Origin of the sequence: Peijinzhouia sedimentorum (genome assembly GCF_049340005.1) — a bacterium.
In the GTDB taxonomy this organism is placed as follows: Bacteria; Bacteroidota; Bacteroidia; order Cytophagales; family Cyclobacteriaceae; genus CAXBDP01.
The window spans coordinates 234,555-255,560 of the sequence record NZ_JBMPIY010000004.1 but is presented as its reverse complement, the minus strand read 5'-3'; the positions used below and the strand labels follow the sequence as shown (position 1 = coordinate 255,560).

Annotated in this window: 17 protein-coding genes and 1 other RNA gene; 10 read left to right on the top strand and 8 right to left on the bottom strand. The window is 38.0% G+C overall.

All coding sequences use genetic code 11. The features are described from left to right. Positions 1-317: 317 nt before the first annotated feature. The 4 genes from ACOXY8_RS08460 to ACOXY8_RS08445 all read left to right on the top strand — a co-directional run bounded on the left by ACOXY8_RS08460 (position 318) and on the right by ACOXY8_RS08445 (position 3,349). A complete protein-coding gene (locus tag ACOXY8_RS08460; protein WP_458331138.1) occupies positions 318-992 on the top strand; it encodes a hypothetical protein in 675 nt (224 codons plus the stop codon). A 162-nt stretch (positions 993-1,154) separates the two neighbouring features. Then, a complete protein-coding gene (locus tag ACOXY8_RS08455) occupies positions 1,155-1,952 on the top strand; it encodes a hypothetical protein (RefSeq protein ID WP_458331137.1) in 798 nt (265 codons plus the stop codon). Between the two features lie 212 nt (positions 1,953-2,164). Next, on the top strand, positions 2,165-2,758 hold the full coding sequence (locus tag ACOXY8_RS08450) for a hypothetical protein (RefSeq protein WP_458331136.1): 594 nt from the start codon (positions 2,165-2,167) through the stop codon (positions 2,756-2,758). Between the two features lie 126 nt (positions 2,759-2,884). Next, positions 2,885-3,349, top strand: a complete 465-nt coding sequence (locus ACOXY8_RS08445) for a hypothetical protein (RefSeq protein ID WP_458331135.1) — start codon at positions 2,885-2,887, stop codon at positions 3,347-3,349. A gap of 479 nt (positions 3,350-3,828) precedes the next feature. Here ACOXY8_RS08445 and ACOXY8_RS08440 read toward each other — a convergent pair whose 3' ends face one another. After that, positions 3,829-4,437, bottom strand: coding sequence for a methyltransferase family protein (locus tag ACOXY8_RS08440; RefSeq protein ID WP_458331134.1), 609 nt, complete (start codon positions 4,435-4,437; stop codon positions 3,829-3,831). Positions 4,438-4,506: 69 nt separating this feature from the next. Here ACOXY8_RS08440 and ACOXY8_RS08435 point away from each other — a divergent pair, with 69 nt between their 5' ends. The 3 genes from ACOXY8_RS08435 to ACOXY8_RS08425 are packed head-to-tail and all read left to right on the top strand — an operon-like array spanning position 4,507 to position 6,679. After that, positions 4,507-5,721: an NAD(P)-dependent oxidoreductase gene (locus tag ACOXY8_RS08435; RefSeq protein ID WP_458331133.1), complete on the top strand. Its 1,215-nt coding sequence runs from the start codon at positions 4,507-4,509 to the stop codon at positions 5,719-5,721. Between the two features lie 19 nt (positions 5,722-5,740). Further along, entirely contained in the window at positions 5,741-6,397 is a 657-nt protein-coding gene (gene deoC / locus ACOXY8_RS08430) for a deoxyribose-phosphate aldolase (RefSeq protein WP_458331132.1), read from the top strand. Between the two features lie 12 nt (positions 6,398-6,409). Beyond that, positions 6,410-6,679 (top strand): acylphosphatase, encoded by a 270-nt coding sequence (locus tag ACOXY8_RS08425; protein ID WP_458331131.1) that lies wholly within the window; start codon positions 6,410-6,412, stop codon positions 6,677-6,679. Positions 6,680-6,736: 57 nt separating this feature from the next. On the opposite strand, the gene ACOXY8_RS08420 is transcribed toward ACOXY8_RS08425, so the two are convergent. Beyond that, complete coding sequence (locus tag ACOXY8_RS08420) at positions 6,737-9,292, bottom strand: M14 family zinc carboxypeptidase (protein ID WP_458331130.1); 2,556 nt, start codon at positions 9,290-9,292, stop codon at positions 6,737-6,739. Between the two features lie 617 nt (positions 9,293-9,909). On the opposite strand from ACOXY8_RS08420, the gene ACOXY8_RS08415 reads away from it, so the two are divergent. Continuing rightward, a complete protein-coding gene (locus ACOXY8_RS08415) occupies positions 9,910-13,101 on the top strand; it encodes a TonB-dependent receptor (RefSeq protein ID WP_458331129.1) in 3,192 nt (1,063 codons plus the stop codon). Between the two features lie 56 nt (positions 13,102-13,157). Here ACOXY8_RS08415 and ACOXY8_RS08410 read toward each other — a convergent pair whose 3' ends face one another. Next, positions 13,158-15,083 carry a tetratricopeptide repeat-containing sensor histidine kinase gene (locus ACOXY8_RS08410; protein ID WP_458331128.1) on the bottom strand — a complete coding sequence of 642 codons (1,926 nt, stop codon included), beginning with the start codon at positions 15,081-15,083 and terminating at the stop codon, positions 13,158-13,160. Between the two features lie 201 nt (positions 15,084-15,284). Between ACOXY8_RS08410 and ssrA the strand changes: the two genes are divergently transcribed. After that, positions 15,285-15,653, top strand: a transfer-messenger RNA (tmRNA) gene (gene ssrA / locus ACOXY8_RS08405). 62 nt (positions 15,654-15,715) lie between these two features. Here the strand turns inward: ssrA and accD are convergent. Both accD and ACOXY8_RS08395 read right to left on the bottom strand, forming a co-directional pair. Beyond that, the gene (gene accD, locus ACOXY8_RS08400; RefSeq protein ID WP_458331127.1) at positions 15,716-16,576 is read right to left on the bottom strand and encodes an acetyl-CoA carboxylase, carboxyltransferase subunit beta; all 861 of its coding nucleotides are present in this window, start codon (positions 16,574-16,576) and stop codon (positions 15,716-15,718) included. A 23-nt stretch (positions 16,577-16,599) separates the two neighbouring features. Then, a complete protein-coding gene (locus ACOXY8_RS08395; protein WP_458331126.1) occupies positions 16,600-17,673 on the bottom strand; it encodes a class I fructose-bisphosphate aldolase in 1,074 nt (357 codons plus the stop codon). Between the two features lie 223 nt (positions 17,674-17,896). Here ACOXY8_RS08395 and ACOXY8_RS08390 point away from each other — a divergent pair, with 223 nt between their 5' ends. Beyond that, entirely contained in the window at positions 17,897-18,967 is a 1,071-nt protein-coding gene (locus ACOXY8_RS08390) for a serine hydrolase domain-containing protein (RefSeq protein ID WP_458331125.1), read from the top strand. Positions 18,968-18,974: 7 nt separating this feature from the next. Here ACOXY8_RS08390 and ACOXY8_RS08385 read toward each other — a convergent pair whose 3' ends face one another. The 3 genes from ACOXY8_RS08385 to ACOXY8_RS08375 all read right to left on the bottom strand — a co-directional run bounded on the left by ACOXY8_RS08385 (position 18,975) and on the right by ACOXY8_RS08375 (position 20,992). Next, entirely contained in the window at positions 18,975-19,346 is a 372-nt protein-coding gene (locus ACOXY8_RS08385) for a PIN domain-containing protein (RefSeq protein WP_458331124.1), read from the bottom strand. A gap of 6 nt (positions 19,347-19,352) precedes the next feature. Next, entirely contained in the window at positions 19,353-19,496 is a 144-nt protein-coding gene (locus tag ACOXY8_RS08380) for a hypothetical protein (protein WP_458331123.1), read from the bottom strand. A 98-nt stretch (positions 19,497-19,594) separates the two neighbouring features. Beyond that, entirely contained in the window at positions 19,595-20,992 is a 1,398-nt protein-coding gene (locus ACOXY8_RS08375) for a DASH family cryptochrome (protein WP_458331122.1), read from the bottom strand. Between the last annotated feature and the right edge of the window lie 14 nt (positions 20,993-21,006).

Genomic DNA, 21,006 nt, shown 5'->3' with positions numbered 1-21,006 from the left:
ATTCATATCCTTTCTTCTTAGACGTGATAATTAATCGTTTGCCTAGAATCGCGCCTTGAGCTAAGCCCATCCACCTTTTCTGGTTCTACTCAAACTCATTTAAACATTTCACAAACGTTTGATAGTATTTGGAATTATTCCCACATGTGTACCAAAGGGTTTGATCAAATTAAAAGTCCTTTGGATAAATTGGATATCTAGTTTGAATAACGTATGTTTATAAACAAACAATGAAAATTAATAAAAATACCACATCTAACAAATGGGAAATAAACGCAGGACTGCGTTAATACAATGTTGGCCACCATTTAAAAAAAATGAGAGTTTCATTCATAATCATAATTCTTTCGTTTCTGATAAGTTGTAATTCGACCACAACCAAAAAGGAGTGTGAAGAATTAAACATTCTAAATCAAAAATTCATTGAATTGGTTGGAACCGGATGGTATTATGAGCCACTCCCTGTTCCACCTATGCCACTTTGGGAAGAATCATCACAAGAAGACAGTTTGCGATTTGGAAATGAAAGTACGGAATTTGAAGAACTTCTAAACAATAGGAGACTTGACACTTCCGAACTGAAAATTTATCTGTACGACACTCTGACAACTTACAAGAGTAATGACTTTTTAGAAGGTATTTTAGGTCAGGAAAATTTTGAAGCCAATTTCCCTGTCGACACAACTTGGATTAAGTTGATAAGAAAACTAAACCGAATTGAAAACCCCAAAGGATTTGACATAAATCAAATCACAAAGACAGGAAATTACACATTAGTAACCGAGTCGGAATTTAATGATACTACTGACTATAAAAGAAGGATTGGTATGATGACCATGTCTCGTGTTGCATTCAGTGAAAACAAAGAAAGAGCCGTTTTCTACTACACGTTTTCATGTGGAAGGTTATGTGGTTGGGGAAGTATTGTATTTTTAGCACGAAAAGATAAAGAATGGGAAATTGTAGGACAACGCGAAATGTGGGTGTCTTGAAAAAATAAAAAACGGATGGCCAACAGCGTATATAACTTATGGCGGGGAAGTGGTAAATTCAAGTTTTGGGCTTTTAAGTAAGTTTGTTACAAGCCGAGAGGATAGTGCTTCGAAAACCGCCACAAGTCATATGCAAATCGTTATGCACAATAGAAAATAATTATGAGTAGACAAACTGACGGAAGAGAGACTTGGCATAGATTAATCAACTGGGACAAAGGACAAAGTCCTTCGGAAAAATTATCTGCTCAAATTCTTATTTATGAAAAGTATGTCTCTATAGATCCATCGCACCCACTTGGTGGTCAAGATGGTAAAAAGGATATACTTTGCAAGAAAGGAAACACTAAATTTGTTGCTGGATGCTATTTCCCACGCGGGCAGAAGAACTTTTCTGAAATTAAAACAAAATTCAAAGAAGATGCGGAAGGGATTGAAAGTAATTCTGTAGATGGAATTATTTTCATTACGAACCAAGAATTAAGACTAGGAGAAAGGGAAGAACTTAAAAAAGAGATTGATGATAAATATGATGTTGAAATCTATCATTTGGAGCGTATCGCTGCAATTCTCAATCATACAGAAAATTACGGAGTAAGATTGGAATTCCTTGACATTGACATGACCAAAGAGGAACAATTGGCATATATGGTGACAAAGGACAAAATCATTCATGATTTGACAAGTTTTGTAAGGCAATTAGCTCCAAACTCAAATATTCATCAAGAAGAGGCTCCGAAACCTGCTATTGAAGTACAACTAGAATATATTCCATCTTCGAGTCTATCTCTAGCATGGCATAATAAACCATATCATAAGTGTTCATATTGCAAGTATGGTTTTAAAATTGCCGGAAGTGGATTGGATTATTACTCTTATGTAGCTCACCATGGTATATCAGGAACGAAACTTATTACATGCCCAAAATGTGGAAATACGGAGGAACACTTTGGGATATAAAAAGTGCATAACACTGTATATAGCAAATAGGGAGTTTCTTGGTTTAAGGAAGTTCAGTGCTATTTACAAACACCGCCAAATCGTTGATTTGGCTTTTAAGAATGAATATATTAAAAACAAAATACAACGTTTTGGCTCAGTGCAAACTTGAAAGTTGATCGCTTTCTACTGCCCTACTTGCCATATACTAACCAATGTTGTACAGCATTTAAATGAACGACATTAAAGAGAAATATCAAGAATTCAGAAGCAAACCTTTTCCAGAAGGAGTTGCAGGAGAAGAAATTCACCGAATTGACTTGGCAATATTGGACACTGACACAGCAGGACTGATTGAAAAATTTATTGGATACAATTACAAGTTGACCAATACTGATTTTGACCTTTTAAAAAGATTGTCGACTGAATTAAAAGCAGTAACCAAGGAACTTGAAGGCCAAGCAAGGACGTACTTTTCTACTTTGTGGAATCTTGCAGACAGAGTGTTGACGGAATTAAAAGAAACTAACAGATTGATTGAGAATTCTGATTCTGAAAACCTTCATAAACAATGGAAACAACACTTTGACAGAATAAAGGAAATACTAAACGAATGGGACCCTCTTGGTGTAGCGGACAGCGTTGACGATGAATATGATTCCATAAATTTTGCTGCGTATTCAGCTTTACTTCAAAATGGCGACTCGGAGTCAGTCAAAGTCGCAATTAGGAAATATTTAAATGAAGCGATGGAAATTGAAGAGACTGACGAAAAATTGAAGGAATTATCAGAAAAAATAAAAAACGCTGTACAACAACGCATATAGCGGGAGGACGGCTACCAGCAAGGTTTTCGCTCCGTAGCTAAGTTTGGTTTCGGTGGACAGAAAAGTGCTTCGAAACCGCTACAAGTCATATGCAAATCGGTTGGGCGCAAGCTAAAAAAGACAAGAATGGCAATATACTTTCCACCACTTTTTTGCGGACAAGGAACTACCTTGAAAGCAAGTAAAGACTTCGAAATTGAGTTTGAAGACAAAGACACTATGATTATATCGACAGGAGATAAATGTATCGTGGATGACATAATAGGATATGGTTACAACATCAAAAAAAATAACACTGACAAGGTATTTAGAATAATGAATAGCTTAATGTCAGACTATTTTGATATAATTGACAAATCGGAACCAGACAATGACCTAGATAATTATAACAGGAAGGATAAAGAAGGTATTGTAATTACGCTACAGAAAGACTTTGAAATAAAGGACGTAGTTAAAATATTAAAAGGACAACAATTCCTTCATTTTATTGACACAAATAGGGACGGAATATTTCACGACCTATTCTCACCTGACGGCAAGGACAAAACCCTTAGAATGAAAGACACTGAATTTGAAAAGTACTTTAAATAATAAAGCCTGCGCCCAACAGCGTATATAACTTATGCCGGGAAAAGTGGTAAATTCAAGTTTTGTGCTTTTGAGTAAGTTTGTTTCAAGCGGACAAGAAAGTGCTTCGAAACCGCCACAAGCCATATTTAAACCGTTATCCCAAACCCTATATCACTCGAAATACATGAAAGGGTGTTGATGATGACTAATCCAATACTTTTCTATTTTCCTCAAATAAACTGCAATACTCAACCCTACTAGAAAAGAGATTTTGCCTCTATGAAAGAATAAGGCACTGAGGGCTATCAATCAAGATGATTAAGAAAATAGCAAAATTGAGAGAGGCCGCTTCTGATAGAAATGGTGGGCTAAATAAATTTAGATTGAGGATTTTATCCAATAGACTAATTGATCCCTGCTTTTCTTAATGATCCCTCATTGGTCATGCTGATCGTGAAGGCTTCCACAATCACCTTCAAATTTCAGAACGTATGATAGTTTTACTTTAAGCTTGGGAGCAACATGGGCACCTGAGCTTTGTAAGATTTATATTCTTCGCCATACTCATATACCAATTTGCGCTCTTCGAAATAAATGCCTACTAGTATATATGTAAATACAGAAATGAAATTGACAAGATTTGCTACAGTTGGAAAATAGAAGACAACTCCTAAAAATAAAAGGATGGTTCCACAATAAAGTGGATGTCTTACATAGGCGAGTAATCCGCTTCTTTTAAGTTTCTTAAAAGAAACCGGAGCATCGTTAAAGTCAATACCTAAAAATTCGCGAATTCCGTAACTTTTCAAAGCTATTCGGCTAATAAGCAGGCCATAAGTAGCGAACATTAAGCCTATGAACTCCCAAATAACTGACGATTCGAAAAGGGTTGAGGTTGGTAATAGTGTGCTAAAAACCAGTATTCCACCCAAGGAAACTAAAGCAAAAACATTGTATGAAAACCGATAGTACCTTTTATAATTAGGAATGGCTTCAGTTAATTTATCTTTTACTAGCTTGTTGGCAAATAAGGAGTGTGTCAAACCAAAAAGTGCCCAAGCCAGAATTAATAAAGATATATTGCTATCAATAGCAATGATAGAGTTCATTTTGATTGATATTAAATTGTTTTCCGGAATCAAAAGCAAATACGTCCAAAATTTCTACAAAATCAAGCAATGAATCACATAAAATTAGCTATCATAAGAGAAGATAAAGTACCCATCGACAAAAGATGCGCAATTATCCCTTCCCAAGCGAGGGAAATCCAAGAGAAATTCCCGAATACCAAAATAGTTTTCCAGCCAAGTAGTGTGAGAGCATTTACTGCAGATGAGTACCATAAGGAAGGGATTGATTCACAAGAGGATATTCAAGATTGTGATATTTTGGTTGGTGTAAAAGAGGTACCGATAGCGAATCTGATTGCTAATAAAACCTATTTTTTCTTTAGCCATACTATCAAAAAGCAAACTTATAATCAGAAACTACTGAGAGCTATCGTCGATAAGAATATTCGACTGATTGACTACGAATGCTTGGTGAATGCTGATGGGCAGCGAATAATTGCTTTTGGTAGGTATGCAGGAATCGTTGGAGCTTATAATGCAATATGGACTTATGGAAAACGTACTTCCTTGTTCCACTTGAAGAGAGCCAAAGATTGCTTTGACTTAGCAGCCCTCAAGCAAGAATTTGCTAAGGTACAGCTTCCTCCCGCCAAAATTATCCTCACAGGTGGCGGTAGAGTTGCCAAAGGAGCGATGGAGGTTTTGGATGGAATGAATGTTAGAAAAGTATCTCCAATTGATTTTCTCAACAAATCTTACTCTTATCCAGTTTATGCTCAATTGGATAATGACGATTACCATTTTAGAAAAGACGGAGAATCATTCGATCTACAAGATTTCTATGTGCATCCAGAAAATTATGAAGGTGATTTTCTCAAATATGCCCATAAAGCTGATATCTTAATTGCAGCGGCTTATTGGCATCCAAAAGCGCCAGTATTATTCAAAGAGGAGGATATGCGTAGTGAAGATTTTAGCATTAAGGTAATTGCTGACATCACTTGCGATATAGAAGGGTCGATCCCAAGTACCAAAAAGCCAAGTACTATTGACGATCCAGTTTATGATTATTGCCCAGAGAAGGGAACTCTTGAAAGTGCTTTTTCAAGCCATAAACATATTAATGTGATGGCCATAGATAATTTGCCCTGTGAATTACCAAGGGATTCGTCACGGGACTTCGGTCGAATGTTTATAGATGGAGTGTTACCGGCTTTGCTAGGGGATGATTTGGAGGGAATAATTGAAAATGCCACCATTTGCAAAAATGGCAAACTGACTCAAAAATTTGCCTACCTTCAAGATTACTTAGACGGAAAATAGATTGCCATATTAATTCATAATGAAAAGTATATCGACTTATATAGAACAGACTAATTTGAAGCCCATATTTACTGATGCAGATGTATACCAATTGGTAGAAGATGCGGCTAAATATGAATTTCATGGGATATGTCTTCCACCCTTTTGGGTGAAAAAAGCGCATCGAGAAATCAGCGGGAGGGATATTAAATTGGTGACAGTAATCGGATTTCCATTGGGCTACAATATGACCGAAACCAAAATAGAGGAAGCGAAAGTTGCCCTTAATGACGGAGCCAACGAGCTGGATATGGTCATGAATATTTCGGCTTTTAAATCGGGAATGCCTTGGGTCAAAATTGAGATGGCTAAATTGGCAAATTTGTCGCATCAAAATGAAGCGATTTTGAAGGTTATCATCGAAACTGCTTACTTGTCGGATGATGAAATCGTAAAGGCTTGTTTGCTTTGTCGCGATGCAGGCGTAGATTTCGTGAAAACTTCAACGGGCTTTGCACCAGAGGGAGCCAAACTAGAACATATAAAACTAATGCGAGATACACTTCCTGACTATGTTGGTATCAAAGCTTCTGGGGGCATCAAAGATTTTAAAACTGCTGTCGAGCTTATAAATGCTGGCGCAAATAGAATTGGTACTTCATCAGGTGTGGCAATCGTAGAAGCAGCAAGGTTATAACCCTCTACAATCATGAAATCCATCAATATATCAGTACACGGTAAAGTGCAAGGAGTATTTTTCCGTATGACAGCATTGACCAAAGCTATTGAACTCAATTTGAAAGGATCGGTTCAGAACAAAGCGGATGGCAGTGTTTATATAGAAGCAGAAGGTGAAAATGAAAATTTGGAGAATTTCCTTAGCTGGTGCAAAATTGGCCCTGAAAAGGCAATTGTTTCAAGTGTTGATGTGCAAGAAAAGAGTCTAAGGAACTTCTCAGCTTTTTTGCTAAAGCAATAAAAAACGCTACCTGTTTTGTAACAAGTAGCGTTTTCAAAATCTATTCAGTAATAATTATTACCTCTCTGTAGTACCACCACTTATTGTGTGGCCAAAGAATATTCCATTCATTATTAGTTTGTTGGTACCAAACCAGAATGCTCTGAAGGCATGATTATCTGTAAAGGAAATTACTTTGCCTCTACCCACGCTAGATATAATTACGGCTGGAGTATCACCCAATGTTTTCAAGTTTTCATCAGAAATATATCCACTCAGTAGTGGGTTTGCCGTGTATTTGATTGGGCTAGCATATGGATTGTTTGGCTTTTCTAGAAACATCGTAGAATTGCGGAAAACTGGTAAATTCTCATTCACATAGCCATATGTAATTGGATGAGTTAAGTCCATTTTTGTTTCGAAAATAGCTCCTCCAATTACTTGTGCTCCAGAATAATTACTTTGTAATTCGTAAGGACGACCTTCCGGATTTTCTACTTCGCTTCTTTTGAATTTGTAGGTACCAAGATCATTTCTGCTAAACCAATTGACAGCACCTTTTGCAGCAACTACTACACCCCCTTGGCCAAGCCATTCTTGCATTTTTTCTTTATTCATGCCGCCATAACTGCCATTTACCATTATGATGACATTATATCTGCTCAGGTCAGCAAAGTTGAAAGAGCTTACTGGCAATTTTGTAATTGGCATATCATAGCGCTGGTCTAACATAAACCAAACTTCGCCAGCATCGGTGCTTGAAGTTCCGTCATCCACCATAAGAGCAATTTTTGGCTCCACCATTGCTGAGAAGCTTGGACTGCCAAGATTTATTCCTTCTGTAAGTCCAGCGTTGATTGCGTGCACATCCACACCGTCGTTTTCTATGATTTCTTGGATGATTGCATCAATTTCGGCTCTTGGGACATCCTGCGTACCAAGTGGAACGACCACAGTTCCGTAGTCGTATTTTTTTCCTCTTTCATCTGTAAATGGAGCATGTGCTACTCGAGCTCTTATGCCTTTGGACAGTAATCTATAAGCAGCACGAGGAGCATAATATCCATGCCATTCAAATGCATATGCATAGGTTGATGAGCCTCCAATCAATTCTCCTTTCGGGAAATCATCAAAGCTAAATTCGTCACCTAACATATTGTTGTTAAATGCACCAGAATTCAGTTCTTCATAATTCAGATTAAAAGCCAACAAATAACTCCAAGCAGATATATCGTAGAATAAACTGTCGGTAAATTCAGTCCTCTTTTCGAACATTCCTTTTAGTACCCTATATTCTTTCTGATTCATAGGTACGATGTAGCTATCTTCTGCTGTGTAGGTTTTGCCATTGCGATTGATTTCATTGGCTGGCTTGTGTACGGCAATTTTGTGTCTTTTAAGCATTTCAGCCAAATGGTAAGATCTAGCCGGATCTTTCGGAGCACCAAATACAATTGCTTTTACAGGATCTGCAGCAGCTAATCTGCTCGATTCATTGTAAAAATCTCTCATATAAGTGTTCAGTTCCTCCCGCATTTCGTAACCAGCCTGCCAAGTAGAAAGGGTTGTTGTGAATTGATTGCGGATGGTAAACGGAAATGTAACTACCCCATTATCACTTTCTTGAGCATGTCCTCTAGAAGATGCTTGTTCGAATAAGATACCAACAGCACCATTTATGTCCGGAAAGGTAGATCCCTTACCATAGTAAAAATCATCAAAACCTTCACTCGTATAATATAGCGATTGAATTTTATCTAAGAATTTGCCATGATAAGTAGCAATCTTAGCAGTTAAATCCTGGTTTCTTTGCGGTGTGATTGGGTGTGTACGTGATGGCACACCTGGCTGAAAGAAGAACGTTGAGTTTGTGCCCATTTCATGGTGATCAGTAAGGATATTCGGCTTCCAGTCATGATAGGTTTTTATTCTCGACTGAGATTCCAAAAGCTGCAATGGCATCCAATCTCTGTTCAAATCGAACCAATAATGGTTGGCGCGGCCACCAGGGTAAGGTTCTCTGTATTCACGATCTTGCGGGTCAGTCGAGATATTTTTCGATTTATGTTGATTCACCCATGTAGAAAACCTGTGTAAACCATCTGGATTGAAGGACGGATCGAAAATAACAACTGTGTTACGAAGTTTGTCTTCTACTTCAGCTCCTTGCGCTGCAGCCATATAATATATGGTAATAAGAGCTGCATTTGCACCGCTTGGCTCATTCCCATGAACACTAAAGCCCATATGAATTACGGAAGGCATATTTGCAACATCCAAATTGCCTGATTCTGAAGGGATCGTCAGTTTTAAATGCTCTTCTCTAATTTGATCTATCTTGTTGTGGTTTTCTGGGTGAGTAACGGTAAGTATTAATTGTGGACGACCTTCGTAGGTTTTTCCTTGTACCGAAAGCGTAATCCTATCTGATGCATCCGCAATTGTGCGCATATAATAGAGCACCTGATCATGGCTTACGTGCCACTCTCCTGGATGGTAGCCCAACACTTCTTCTGGAGTTGGGATAGAGCTATTGTAGCTTACATCCTTTGGTAGATAGTAAGATAAATCTACTTGAGCAATGCTGCCAAATGATAAGCAGACTGCAAAAGCAAAAAGTAAAATATGTTTCATAATTTTTGGGGTATAGTTTTCTGGGATTCAAAAGAACAATATCCGCTTTGTAGGTCTATTTTCAAAATCCTTCTCTTTGGTTGGTAATACTTAATTTAAAGATTTGTCCATAAAATTCTATTTACTAGTTCTACAAGACAGATTGTGAGTATAAGATGGCGGGAGGAATAGGTGTTTTTCGAATAGATAATCAGGCTGATGATAAACTCGAAAATTTTCTCTAATTCAAGTGCTGATTAAAGAAAAACCAGTAGCTGGATTTAGCATTAAAAATTTCTCAACAAAATGAAAAGATGGAGCAAATCGGTCAATAGTGCCTTGCCTCTATTGTATTGTCTTTCAGAAAACTATATTTGTTTTATTTGGTTAACTTTCAAATAAACCAAACAGAGTATCGGATTGAAAATTGTTTTGTCAGAATTAGGCAAAACAGGTTAAAAAATTGTTAATTTTGCGCCATCAATGGGTAAACAAAAATTAATGTTCTCTTCACACAATGCCCCTTTAAAAGACCTAATTTTGCCTTACAAATCATTAAGTATTTCCAAACTCGTTCTTACTATTTGTTTTTGAATAAACCGACTTGATTAAAAATGTCAAACCAATCCCAATTTATTATGAAGCTAAAATTTTTACTATCAATTTTGATGGTAGTAGGTGTTGTATTTATGAGCGGTAGTGTGCTAGCTCAGGGTATTACTACATCTTCTATTACCGGTTATGTAAATGACCAAAATGGCGAAGGTCTTCCTGGTGCCAACGTTTTAGCAGTCCATGTTCCTTCTGGAACAAGGTATGTTACATCTACTTTGATGGATGGTAAATACACTATTCCAGGTATGAGAGTAGGAGGTCCTTACACAGTAACTGTATCTTACATTGGTTATGAGCCGCAAGTGAAAGAAAATATTACTCTTTCTCTAGGTGTAGCAGCCAACGTATCGTTTAGAATGTTGGATGAAGGAACACTTCTTCAAGAAGTTGTAGTATCTGGAAAACAAGATGCAACTTTCAGCTCTGATAGAACAGGTGCAGCTACGAACATCGATTCTGAAAGAATCAACTCCTTACCAACGTTGAGCAGAAGTATATCTGACTATGCAAGATTAACTCCACAAGCAAATACACGTGCGGGAGGTATATCTTTTGCTGGTGCTAACAACAGATACAACCAATTTGCAATTGACGGTACCGTAAACAATGACGTATTTGGTCTTGCGGCTTCTGGTACAAATGGTGGCCAAACTGGAACTCAACCAATTTCACTTGATGCAATACAAGAAATCAGTGTGGAACTTGCTCCATTTGATGTAAGAATGGGTGGTTTCACTGGTGGTGGTATCAATGCAATTACTCGTTCAGGTTCAAATAGTTTCGAAGGTTCTGCTTACTACTTTGTAAACAACCAAAACCTTACTGGTAAAGGTGTAATTCCTGGTTCAAGTACAGAAGGTGAAAAAGTAACTGATTACTCTGAAAGACAATATGGTTTCAGATTAGGTGGCCCAATTATAAAAGACAAACTTTTCTTCTTTGTCAATGGAGAATTAACAGAACGTACTCAGCCTAAATTATTTGGTCTTGGTGAAGGTTCTAACATCACTCAAAGTGAAATTGATCAAGTGTTAAGTGTAATCGAAAGAATTGCTCCAGGTGCTGACGTAGGAGATGCATCTCCATTCAATGAAGTAGATGAAACGCAAAAAGTTTTCGCTAGAATTGATTGGAGTATCAACGATAGACATAAGTTTTCGATCCGTCATAACTATGTGAATTCTGAATCATTGAGTATTTTCAGAAATGCAAATACATTCGTTCTTTCAGGTGGCGCTTTGTTCTTTCCAAGTAAGACAAACACAACAGTTGCTGAATTATCTTCTAGATTCTCAAACACAATTTCAAATGAATTGAGAGTTGGTTTCACTTCAGTACGTGATAATAGAACTTACCAAAATGATCCATTCCCTTATGTTAGGGTTGATTTGGATGGTGGTAGAAGTATTCAATTAGGTTCTGAGCAGTTCTCAACTGTAAACAGACTATTCCAAGATGTATTAACAATTACTGATAACCTGACTTTCTATAAAGGAAAGCATATCCTTACAGTTGGTACACACAATGAGTTTTATCAAATCGAGAATGCGTTCATCAGACAAGCATTTGGTTCTTATAGATATGAGTCTCTAGAAGACTGGTTGACAGTAGGTACTGCAAATGAAGCATTCCCAGTTAGTTACGATTACTCTTTCTCAAATGTACCTAACGAACCAAACTGGGCAGCATCATTTGGTGCAGCGCAATTAGGTTTCTATGCTCAAGACGAGTACCAAGCGAATGACAAATTGAAATTGACATTCGGTATCAGAGCTGATATTCCTTTATTGAATGACGAACCAACTGCAAACCCAGACTTTAACAATTCAGATATTGCAAGAGAAAATGGGTTAGCAACAAATCAAGTAGCAAGTGGTAATTTGCTTTGGTCTCCAAGAGTTGGTTTCAACTATGATGTAAATGGTGACAGAAGTTTACAAGTAAGAGGTGGTGCTGGTATCTTTACAGGTAGAATGCCATTCGTTTGGTTGTCTAACCAATACTCTAATACTGGTATCCAGATTGGTAGATTGCAAGCTCAAAGTAGATTCAACGAATTTCCTGACGGTTTCCAATTCAATCCAAATCCAAACACGCAGCCAGATGCTGAAGACTTAGGTTTATCTACTTTCACATCTGAAATCAACGTGTTAGATCCTGACTTCAAGTATCCTCAGATTTTCAGAGCTAACTTAGGTTTGGATTACAACTTTGGTGACGGTTTCGTATTTACTTTTGATGGTATCTACTCTAAAAACATCAACAATATTCTATACCAAAACTACAATGTGTCAGGTTTAGAAGATGGAACGGCAACTACTCTTCCTGGTGTTGACAATAGACCGAGATTCGGTGGTAGCTTTATCAACTCTGGTTACACAGATATTATCTATTTGACTAATACAAACAAAGGTCATACAGCTAATTTCACTGGTCAAATAAGCAAAACTTTTGTAGGTGGACTTTACGCAAACGTAGGCTATACTTACGGTATATCTAAAGACATCAATCCAGGTACTTCAAGCCAAGCGATCTCTAACTGGAGAGGTGTACCAACATACACTAATCCTAATGATCCTGAGCTTTCATTCTCAAACTTCATGGTACCTCATAGAATTGTTGCTGCATTGACTTACAGAAAAGAATACCTAGGTAACTTAGCTACTTCTATTGGTTTATTTTACAGTGGACAATCTGGTTCACCAATTTCATTCACATATAATGGTGACGTGAACAGAGATAGAATATTTGGTAATGATTTGGTTTACGTTCCTGCAAATCGCGGTGAAATCGAACTTGTGGATGTTGTAAGTGGTGGTCAAGTAACTAAATCAGCTGATCAGCAATGGGCTGAGTTAGATGCTTACATCAGTAACAACTCTTACCTAGATTCTAGAAGAGGCGATTATGCTGAGCGTAACGGTGCATTCGCTCCTTTCGAACATAGATTTGATGTGAGAATTGCGCAAGAAGTATTCACTGAGAATGCTGGTAAACTTGAATTCACATTTGATGTGTTCAATGCAGGCAACTTGTTGAACAAAGAGTGGGGCAGAAGCTACAGTACTACAGGTACTCAAATTCTAACAGTAGCTGGAACAAGAGCTGATGGCACTCCAACATTCAGATCAAACTTGAGTGGCTCTGAGCCATGGGTAGAAAATGATTTCTTCTCAAGATGGAGAGCTCAGTTTGGTGTTCGTTACACTTTCTAATTAAGAATAATATACATTTTACAAATAAAACCAGCTCACATTGTGGGCTGGTTTTTTTATGCCTTAGGAAATTCGATTGTGATCATGGTACCATGATTGATATCGCTCTGGATAATCAGTTTGCCACCATTCATTTCGACAAATTCTTTGCTTATAAGAAGGCCTATGCCGGTACCACTTTCGCTTCGTGTACCTGACTGCGATTGCAATATATAGCCTTTAAGTACTTCATTGATTTGTTCTTGGCTCATGCCAATTCCTTCATCTTCGATGACAATCAAATCTTTTACTGCATTCTGCTGAGTTTTAATAGCGATTGATGATCCTTCCTTTGAAAATTTAATAGCATTACTTACCAAATTCCTAATGACTACTTCGAGCAAGTTTTTATCAGCAATAATTGTTGAGTCCTTGGCAATATCTAATTGGAAGCTAATTCCTTTTTCTTTGGCTGAGTTTGTGAAAATTGAAATAGTACTGGCTATGATCGCATCTACGTTTAGTGATTCTTTCTCAATTTTAAAGCCTTCCATTTGTGCTTTGGACCATCTTAGTAGGTTATCTAATGTTACAAAAACACCATCAACCTCCCGCTTCATTTGACCTAGATAGTTGCTAAACTCTTCTTTGGTAAGAATATCAGAGTGGAGCAATTCCAAAGCACTTTTTACATGTCCAACCGGAGCTCGCAAATCATGGCCAACTATTGAGAAAATTCTGTTTTTAACCCTATTCACCTCTTCCAATTCAGTTGCTCTTTTCTCAAGTATTTGATTCTGTTTGTTTACAATAGCCGTAGTTTCTTCAAGCTGTCTATTCACAATTTTAGTTCTACGATTTATCGCAATCAACCATAATAACAAGCCGCCTATAATGACAATACCAAAGATGCCTATTGCAATGAGATTAGCTTTATCTTCAATTTCATGTTGTTGAAGCTCATTTTCAGCTTGTAGAAGTTTCAGTTCCGTTTCCTTTCTATCAGATTCGAACATGCCTTGTGTTATTGCAAGTCTACTTTTCGCTGCCTCATTGTTTATGCTATCATTTAATTGGATGTAGGATTTTTGTGCCAGGAAAGCACGATTAATATTTCCTTGGTTTTCATAGGCAATTGCTAAGAGTTTATAACTCTTCACCAGTTCATCCATATATCCATGCTCTTTGGATACTCTCTCAGCAGTTTTGAGGGTTTTTATGGCTTCGGCATCATTTCCCTTTTGAATTAATGCATTGCCCAAACGGTGTAGTATTGACGCCTCAAAAGACCGAAAACTAATTTCCTGAGAGAGGCCAAGTGCTTCTCTAAATTCAGCAATAGCCTCATCTATTTGCCCTCTTTCTAAATATACATCACCAATTACCCGCTGTGCGAAACTGGTCAAATACATTGATCCATTCTGCTCATTGAATTCGATAGATTTGTTGGCGTAATGCATTGCAGAATCTAGCTGCCCAGCTTTCACATAATTGAAGGCAATATTATTGAGGCTTCGAATTGTAGTGTAGGTATCTTCTAACGTCAGACTAATTTTATAAGCCTGCTGGAATTGTTGAATGGCTCCCAAGTAATTTTGTTGCTGATAATATATAGAGCCCAGATTATTTAGCGATCGTGAAGCTTCTTCCAAGTCGCCCAGCTTATTACTAATTTGAAAGCCTTCCTTTGATTGCTTAAATGATTCCTCCCAATTACCTAAGCGATAATTTATCCAGCCTAGGTTTCCCTTGGCTCTACCCAGTCCGAGACTATCATTTATGGCTAAAGCTAATTTTTCTGCTTCCTCAGCATACAATTTGGCCTCTTGCAATTCAATTTCTCTAGTTTGTAGAGCGAGATTATTCAATATCTCAATTCTATCCTTTGGCTCTGTAGTTTGGCTTTCCAGATGCTTAAGGCTATCAATATTAAGATTTTGGCCAAAACAAATGCTTGGCAAAAGGAGCGCAATAAAATAGAGGTATTGGATGAGTTTATTCATTTTCCATTTAATGATAAATCTTTTTTTTCGCTAAACGAATAGTTTGAGGAAAATTTGCTTAATTAATTTCAGTACGCCTAGCTTTCCAAAAGCAAAAAGGCGGGAGGGTATATTATACTAAGGTCATTATAAGTTCATCAATAAAAGTATTTTCTTCTCCTATGAACTAAATTATTTATAAATTTGTCTCCCACTCAGACCGGGGCCGACCGGTTTTGACAGTATGTGTGGTTGAGTGTAAGCATGCCGGGAGTTGGAGGTATTTCCCGAACAAACAAACTTCAAACATTTCAAACGGCGAATCTAATTACGCCCTTGCTGCCTAATCTAAGTATTAGCTAGCATGTGTCCTGATCACCCTTCGTTCTGCCGGGTGGTCGTCTGGGCATCATCACGCAGAACTGGCTTTTGTAGGGTTGTGATACAAAAGTAAGACTAATCGCAAATAAGGTTTGAGTTAAGGTTTGTTTTGCACCCGACTCGGCTCGAAAATCCAAGTAAAACTAAGCATGTAGAAAGCGCTACAAGCGCCTTATCTGGACGAGAGTTCGAATCTCTCCGGCTCCACAAAAACACAAAACCCGAAGCAATTGCTTCGGGTTTTGTGTTTTAATTTCTATTACTGCTCAAGCTTATTTCTTAGCCTTTTTATCCTCTTCTAGCATTTCAATTAGCAAGCTTAGTTTCGATTTTAAGTTTCTCCTATCGACGATGAAATCGAGAAAACCATGATCTAATACAAACTCTGAACTTTGAAAGCCTTTAGGTAAATCCTTGCCAATAGTTTCACGGATTACACGAGGTCCGGCAAAACCAATTAATGCACCTGGTTCGGAAATATTGAAATCTCCTAGCATTGCATAACTCGCTGTAACTCCACCTGTGGTTGGGTCAGTAAGTAAAGAGATATAAGGAATACCAGCATTATCTAAAAGAGCTAGTTTCGCCGAAGTTTTGGCCATTTGCATTAGCGAAAAGCCAGCTTCCATCATTCGTGCACCACCTGAGCGGCTTATCATTAGGAAGGGCTTTTTGTTTTTCAATGCATGATCAATAGCTCTAGCGATCTTTTCACCAACTACCGATCCCATGGAGCCACCAATAAATGAAAAATCCATACATGCAATCACAATGTCCTTGCCGTTGATTTTTCCATAGGCACTGCGGACAGCGTCTTTCAATCCCGACTTTTCTTGCGTTTCCTTTATCCTTTTTGGATAAGGTTTGCTGTCTTCAAATTGTAATGGATCGCCAGAACTTAATGATGCATCAAGCTCGGTGAATTTATTTCCATCAAACAATATTTCGAAGTATTCTTTTGAACCAATGCGCACATGGTAGCCATCGTCGGGGCACACATAGCTATTGGCTTTGAGCTCACGGGTATGAATAATAGTGCCCGAAGGCGATTTGTACCACAGGCCATCAGGAGCATCCTTCTTTTCTGTGGTGGGAGTAAGTATTCCTTTATCTTTTCTTCTAAACCAAGCCATAGGAATTTTTTAAAATTCAAAAATCAAGCGATTGTAATGTCCTTGCTAAGGTACACATCTTGAATTGCATTTAGCAATTTTGCGCCTTCATCCATCGGACGCTGGAAGGCCTTTCTGCCAGAAATCAGACCCATACCTCCCGCTCTTTTATTGACAACTGCTGTTTTCACTGCATCTGCCAAATCAGAAGCACCTTTAGATTCACCACCAGAATTAATCAAACCTGCTCTGCCCATATAGCAATTCGCTACCTGATAACGACAAAGATCAATCAGATGATCGGTTGCCAATTCTGTGTACATTCTCTCATCTAATTTGCCATAGCTCGAATTCCCCATATTTAGCGCCTTATATCCGCCGTTGTTCATAGGAAGCTTTTGCTTGATAATATCCGCTTGGATAGTCACTCCTAAATGATTTGCTTGAGCGGTAAGATCTGCTGCTACGTGATAATCTACGCCGTCTTTTTTGAAGGCACTATTACGAACATAGCACCACAAGATGGTAGCCATGCCTAATTCATGCGCTCTTTCGAAAGCTTGTGCAACCTCAACAATTTGGCGGGAGGATTCCTCTGACCCAAAGTAAATTGTTGCACCCACTGCCACTGCACCTAAATTCCAAGCTTCCTCTACAGAACCAAACATAATTTGATCAAATTTATTTGGGTATGTAAGCAATTCATTGTGGTTGATTTTCACAATGAAAGGAATCTTATGAGCATATTTTCTAGACATCATCGCCAAGTTGCCAAAAGTCGTTGCTACTGCATTGCAGCCTCCTTCCATTGCCAATTTGATAATATTCTCAGGGTCAAAATATATCGGATTCTTAGCAAATGAAGCTCCCCCGCTATGCTCAATCCCTTGATCTACAGGTAATATTGAAACGTAACCAGTGCCAGCCAAACGGCCAGTATTGAATAGCTGAGCCAAGCTTCTTAATACTTGTGGGTTGCGGTTGGAGTTTGCAAAAATCTCGTTTACAAAATCTGGTCCCGGCAAATGTAGGAGATCCTTATTGATGGTTTTACATTCATGGCTAAGCAGGTTTTCTGCGCCGTCTCCTAATAATTCTTGAATTTTATCTAAGGTCATGACGAGTGAATATGAATGATTCATAAATGGACTTCAAAGATATGTTTTTTTTGGGAAAGGATGACGTGCTGTTTTCAGACAATTAATAAGCGTTACTTGATTTTACAAATCAGTTGACTTTTGCTAAATACATTAATTGATTTTTATTAAAGGCATCTGAATTAGGAAAAATTGAGGTAATTTGATTGTATATTGAGATTCAAAAAACATTGATTGATTCACTATGAGAAATTCTGCTTGGCTTTTCATCTGCGCTCTTGTTTTCATCTATTCAGCTTGTGCCGATGAAAATTACATGGATCAAAAACTTGCAGACGAAGCAATGTCTGCACTTGTTGAAGAAGAGCGCGTGCCTGGTCTGGCTATTTCTGTTTGGCAAAAAGGAGAAATTGTTTGGTCCAAAGGCTATGGTTTTGCAGATTTGGAACAACAGGTTCCTGTAGACCCGCTTCAAACGAGGTTTCGAATTGGGAGTATTTCCAAGCCAATTGCTGCCGCAGCTTTAGCCAAAGTATATGAAAGAGGTCAAATAGATTTGGATGCCTCTATCTATACTTATCTACCTCAATTTCCTAAAAAGGCTTACGACTTTAGCACCCGTCAATTGGCTGGCCACATAGCGGGAGTACGTCATTACAAGGGGACAGAATTTTTGAGCGACGACAAATACGAAACCGTATGGGAAGGACTAGCTATTTTCAAGGATGACTCCTTACTTTTTGAGCCTGGCACACAGTACAATTATTCTACATATGGGTGGAATTTACTAAGTGCAGTTACAGAAATTGCATCGGGAAAGGAATTTTTGAACTTGGTACAGACCGAGGTTTTCAATCCTTTGGGATTGGAAAAAACTCATGCAGATTGGAATCATGAGATTATTCCATGGCGGACAAGGTTTTATGAACTCACACCTACAGAAGTGCAACATGCCCCGCATGTAGACAATAGCATAAAATGGGCGGGAGGAGGATTTCTTTCAACAACAGACGATCTAATCAAATTCGGCGAGGCTTTTATGAAACCAGGCTATCTGAAAAAAGAAACATTGGATATCTGGCTAACTAGCCAAAAGCTAAATGATGGAACCGAAACAGGCTATGGTATTGGCTGGAGAGTTGGAACTCTGGCGGGCAAATACAAATGGTTTGGGCATTCCGGTGGCTCTATAGGAGGCACCAGTTGGTTAATCGTTTTTCCTGAAGAAGAAGTGATCGTTGCTGTGCTTTCTAACATCGGCGGCCTTAGCTATGGTCAAGTGCCTTTTCAGGTTGGTCAGTTTTTTATAGAGTAATTGGTCTTTATAAATGAATTAAAAGTAAATCCAGCTGACTGATTTTGGATAGGTTTTTATTGGATGAGCACATTGGAATATGCTTTTCGATAGCAGATGCTGCTTTGATGGCTTCATCCAGATTTACACCAAACTCATGACCTAAAATAATCGCACGCTCCTTCACCGAATCGGTAAGAGAAATTACAGTGAATTCACGGATTATTCTCTTTAATAGCACTATTTTCTTTGTATCGAGGCTAGCATTTCCAAGCAATTCCATTTCGGTTATTATAGATATATGCACGTCTTTCCCTTGAAGAAATGAGCTTATTTCACTATTGCCATCCAATAGTGCAGCCAATATTCTGGTGTCAATTAATATCTTGTTATTGTTCATGTTGGGTTATTTTAAAAGACCACTAATTTTTCCCTTATACTTTTTGGCATTAAAGCCTGCCATTTTCTTGCTGTGGCTTGCTTTGTTTAAGTCTTCAAAGGCTTGATTGAGCTTATCAAGCGATATAGGTTTTTTTACTTCTATCGTCATAACGCTATTATTTTTTGATCCATACAATATAACCATTTCTCACAAGAAGCGGAAGTGTTTTAAAGAGAATTTTATTCCTATTCGCTCTTTAAGATAATTTAAACCCACTTTTCCATATTGACTAATGGCGAGTAGTATTTTATGTTGGCTTGCTGCTGATCGGGTCTGTTAATCTTAAAGCCTTCTATCTGTGCGATTTCAGGAATCCATGTTCTCACGTATTCTCCTTTTGAGTCGTATCTTTTGGCTTGGGTTAAAATATTGAAATAGCGATTTTCTCTTGGATCGTTTCCAACACCTGCTACGTATGCCCAATTGCCCCAATTGCTACATGGATCATAATCGATAAGGCAGTGCTCGAACCAAGCCGCTCCCCATCGCCAGTCAATCTGTAAATCTTTGGTCAGAAAGCTTGCAACATTTTGGCGACCTCGGTTGCTCATAAATCCAGTGAGCTTCAATTCACGCATATTGGCGTCGATAAAAGGTACCCCAGTTTCACCCTCCCGCCATTTTATAAACTTGGCTATATCATTTCTCCACCTTATGGATTTATTGTCTTTTAGTCCGCCTTCGGCAAATAATTTATTCCCAAATTTCCTAGCGATAAATCGAAAGTAATCTCTCCAAATAAGCTCAAATATTAACCAATAAGTGGATTGATTTTTCTTTCGCTCTTTTTCATATCTAATGATCTCAAAATATATATACCTTGGACTTATACAGCCCAGTGAAAGCCAAGGAGATAATTTGCTAGAGTAATCCGTACCTATAAGTCCATTTCTAGTTTCTTTGTATTCTGTAATCAGATTACTTTCCCACAGATAATATTTCACTCTTTCGAGTGCAGTTTTTTCTCCTCCCGCAAATGGAAAGGCAGAGTTTACTTGTATTGGTGGCAATGCAAAACCTAAAGATGCCAAGCTCGGAATTTCACCAGCTTCCAATCCTTTTGGATATTGTATTTCAGTCGGTATTGGAAGTAGCTTTCGTACTTTCGTGGTCTTTTCTGTCCCCTTTCTGAACTCAGTAAAAATATCTGGAATATGTTGTGCGGGATAGGAAATATCGTCCACATGAAATAATGTGCTTTGCCAGAAATATTCGATACTTATTTTTTGTGCAAAGAGCTTGTTCTCCAGTTTTTTTTCTACTGATAGTTCTTCTTGTGTAACTTCTTGACTGGTGTAAACTACATTGGCTTTGAGGTTTTGGGCCAAGTCAGGAAGTATATCTTCTGGTTTCCCAACTTTTACAAGCAAGTCTGCTCCGATTTTTCTCATGGAGCCTCGCAAATCTGCTAAAGCCTCCAATAAGAATTTGAATCGGTATGCTCCAATTTTAGAAAATCCCAAATCGCCTTGAGCAAAGCTTCTTGGATCTATGATATATACTGGAATTTGATATTCAGTCTTTTGAATTGCCGAACTGAGCACCTCATTATCATGAAGTCTCAGGTCGTTTCTCAACCACACAATTGCTGTCCCTTTTTTCATGTAGGAATAACAGC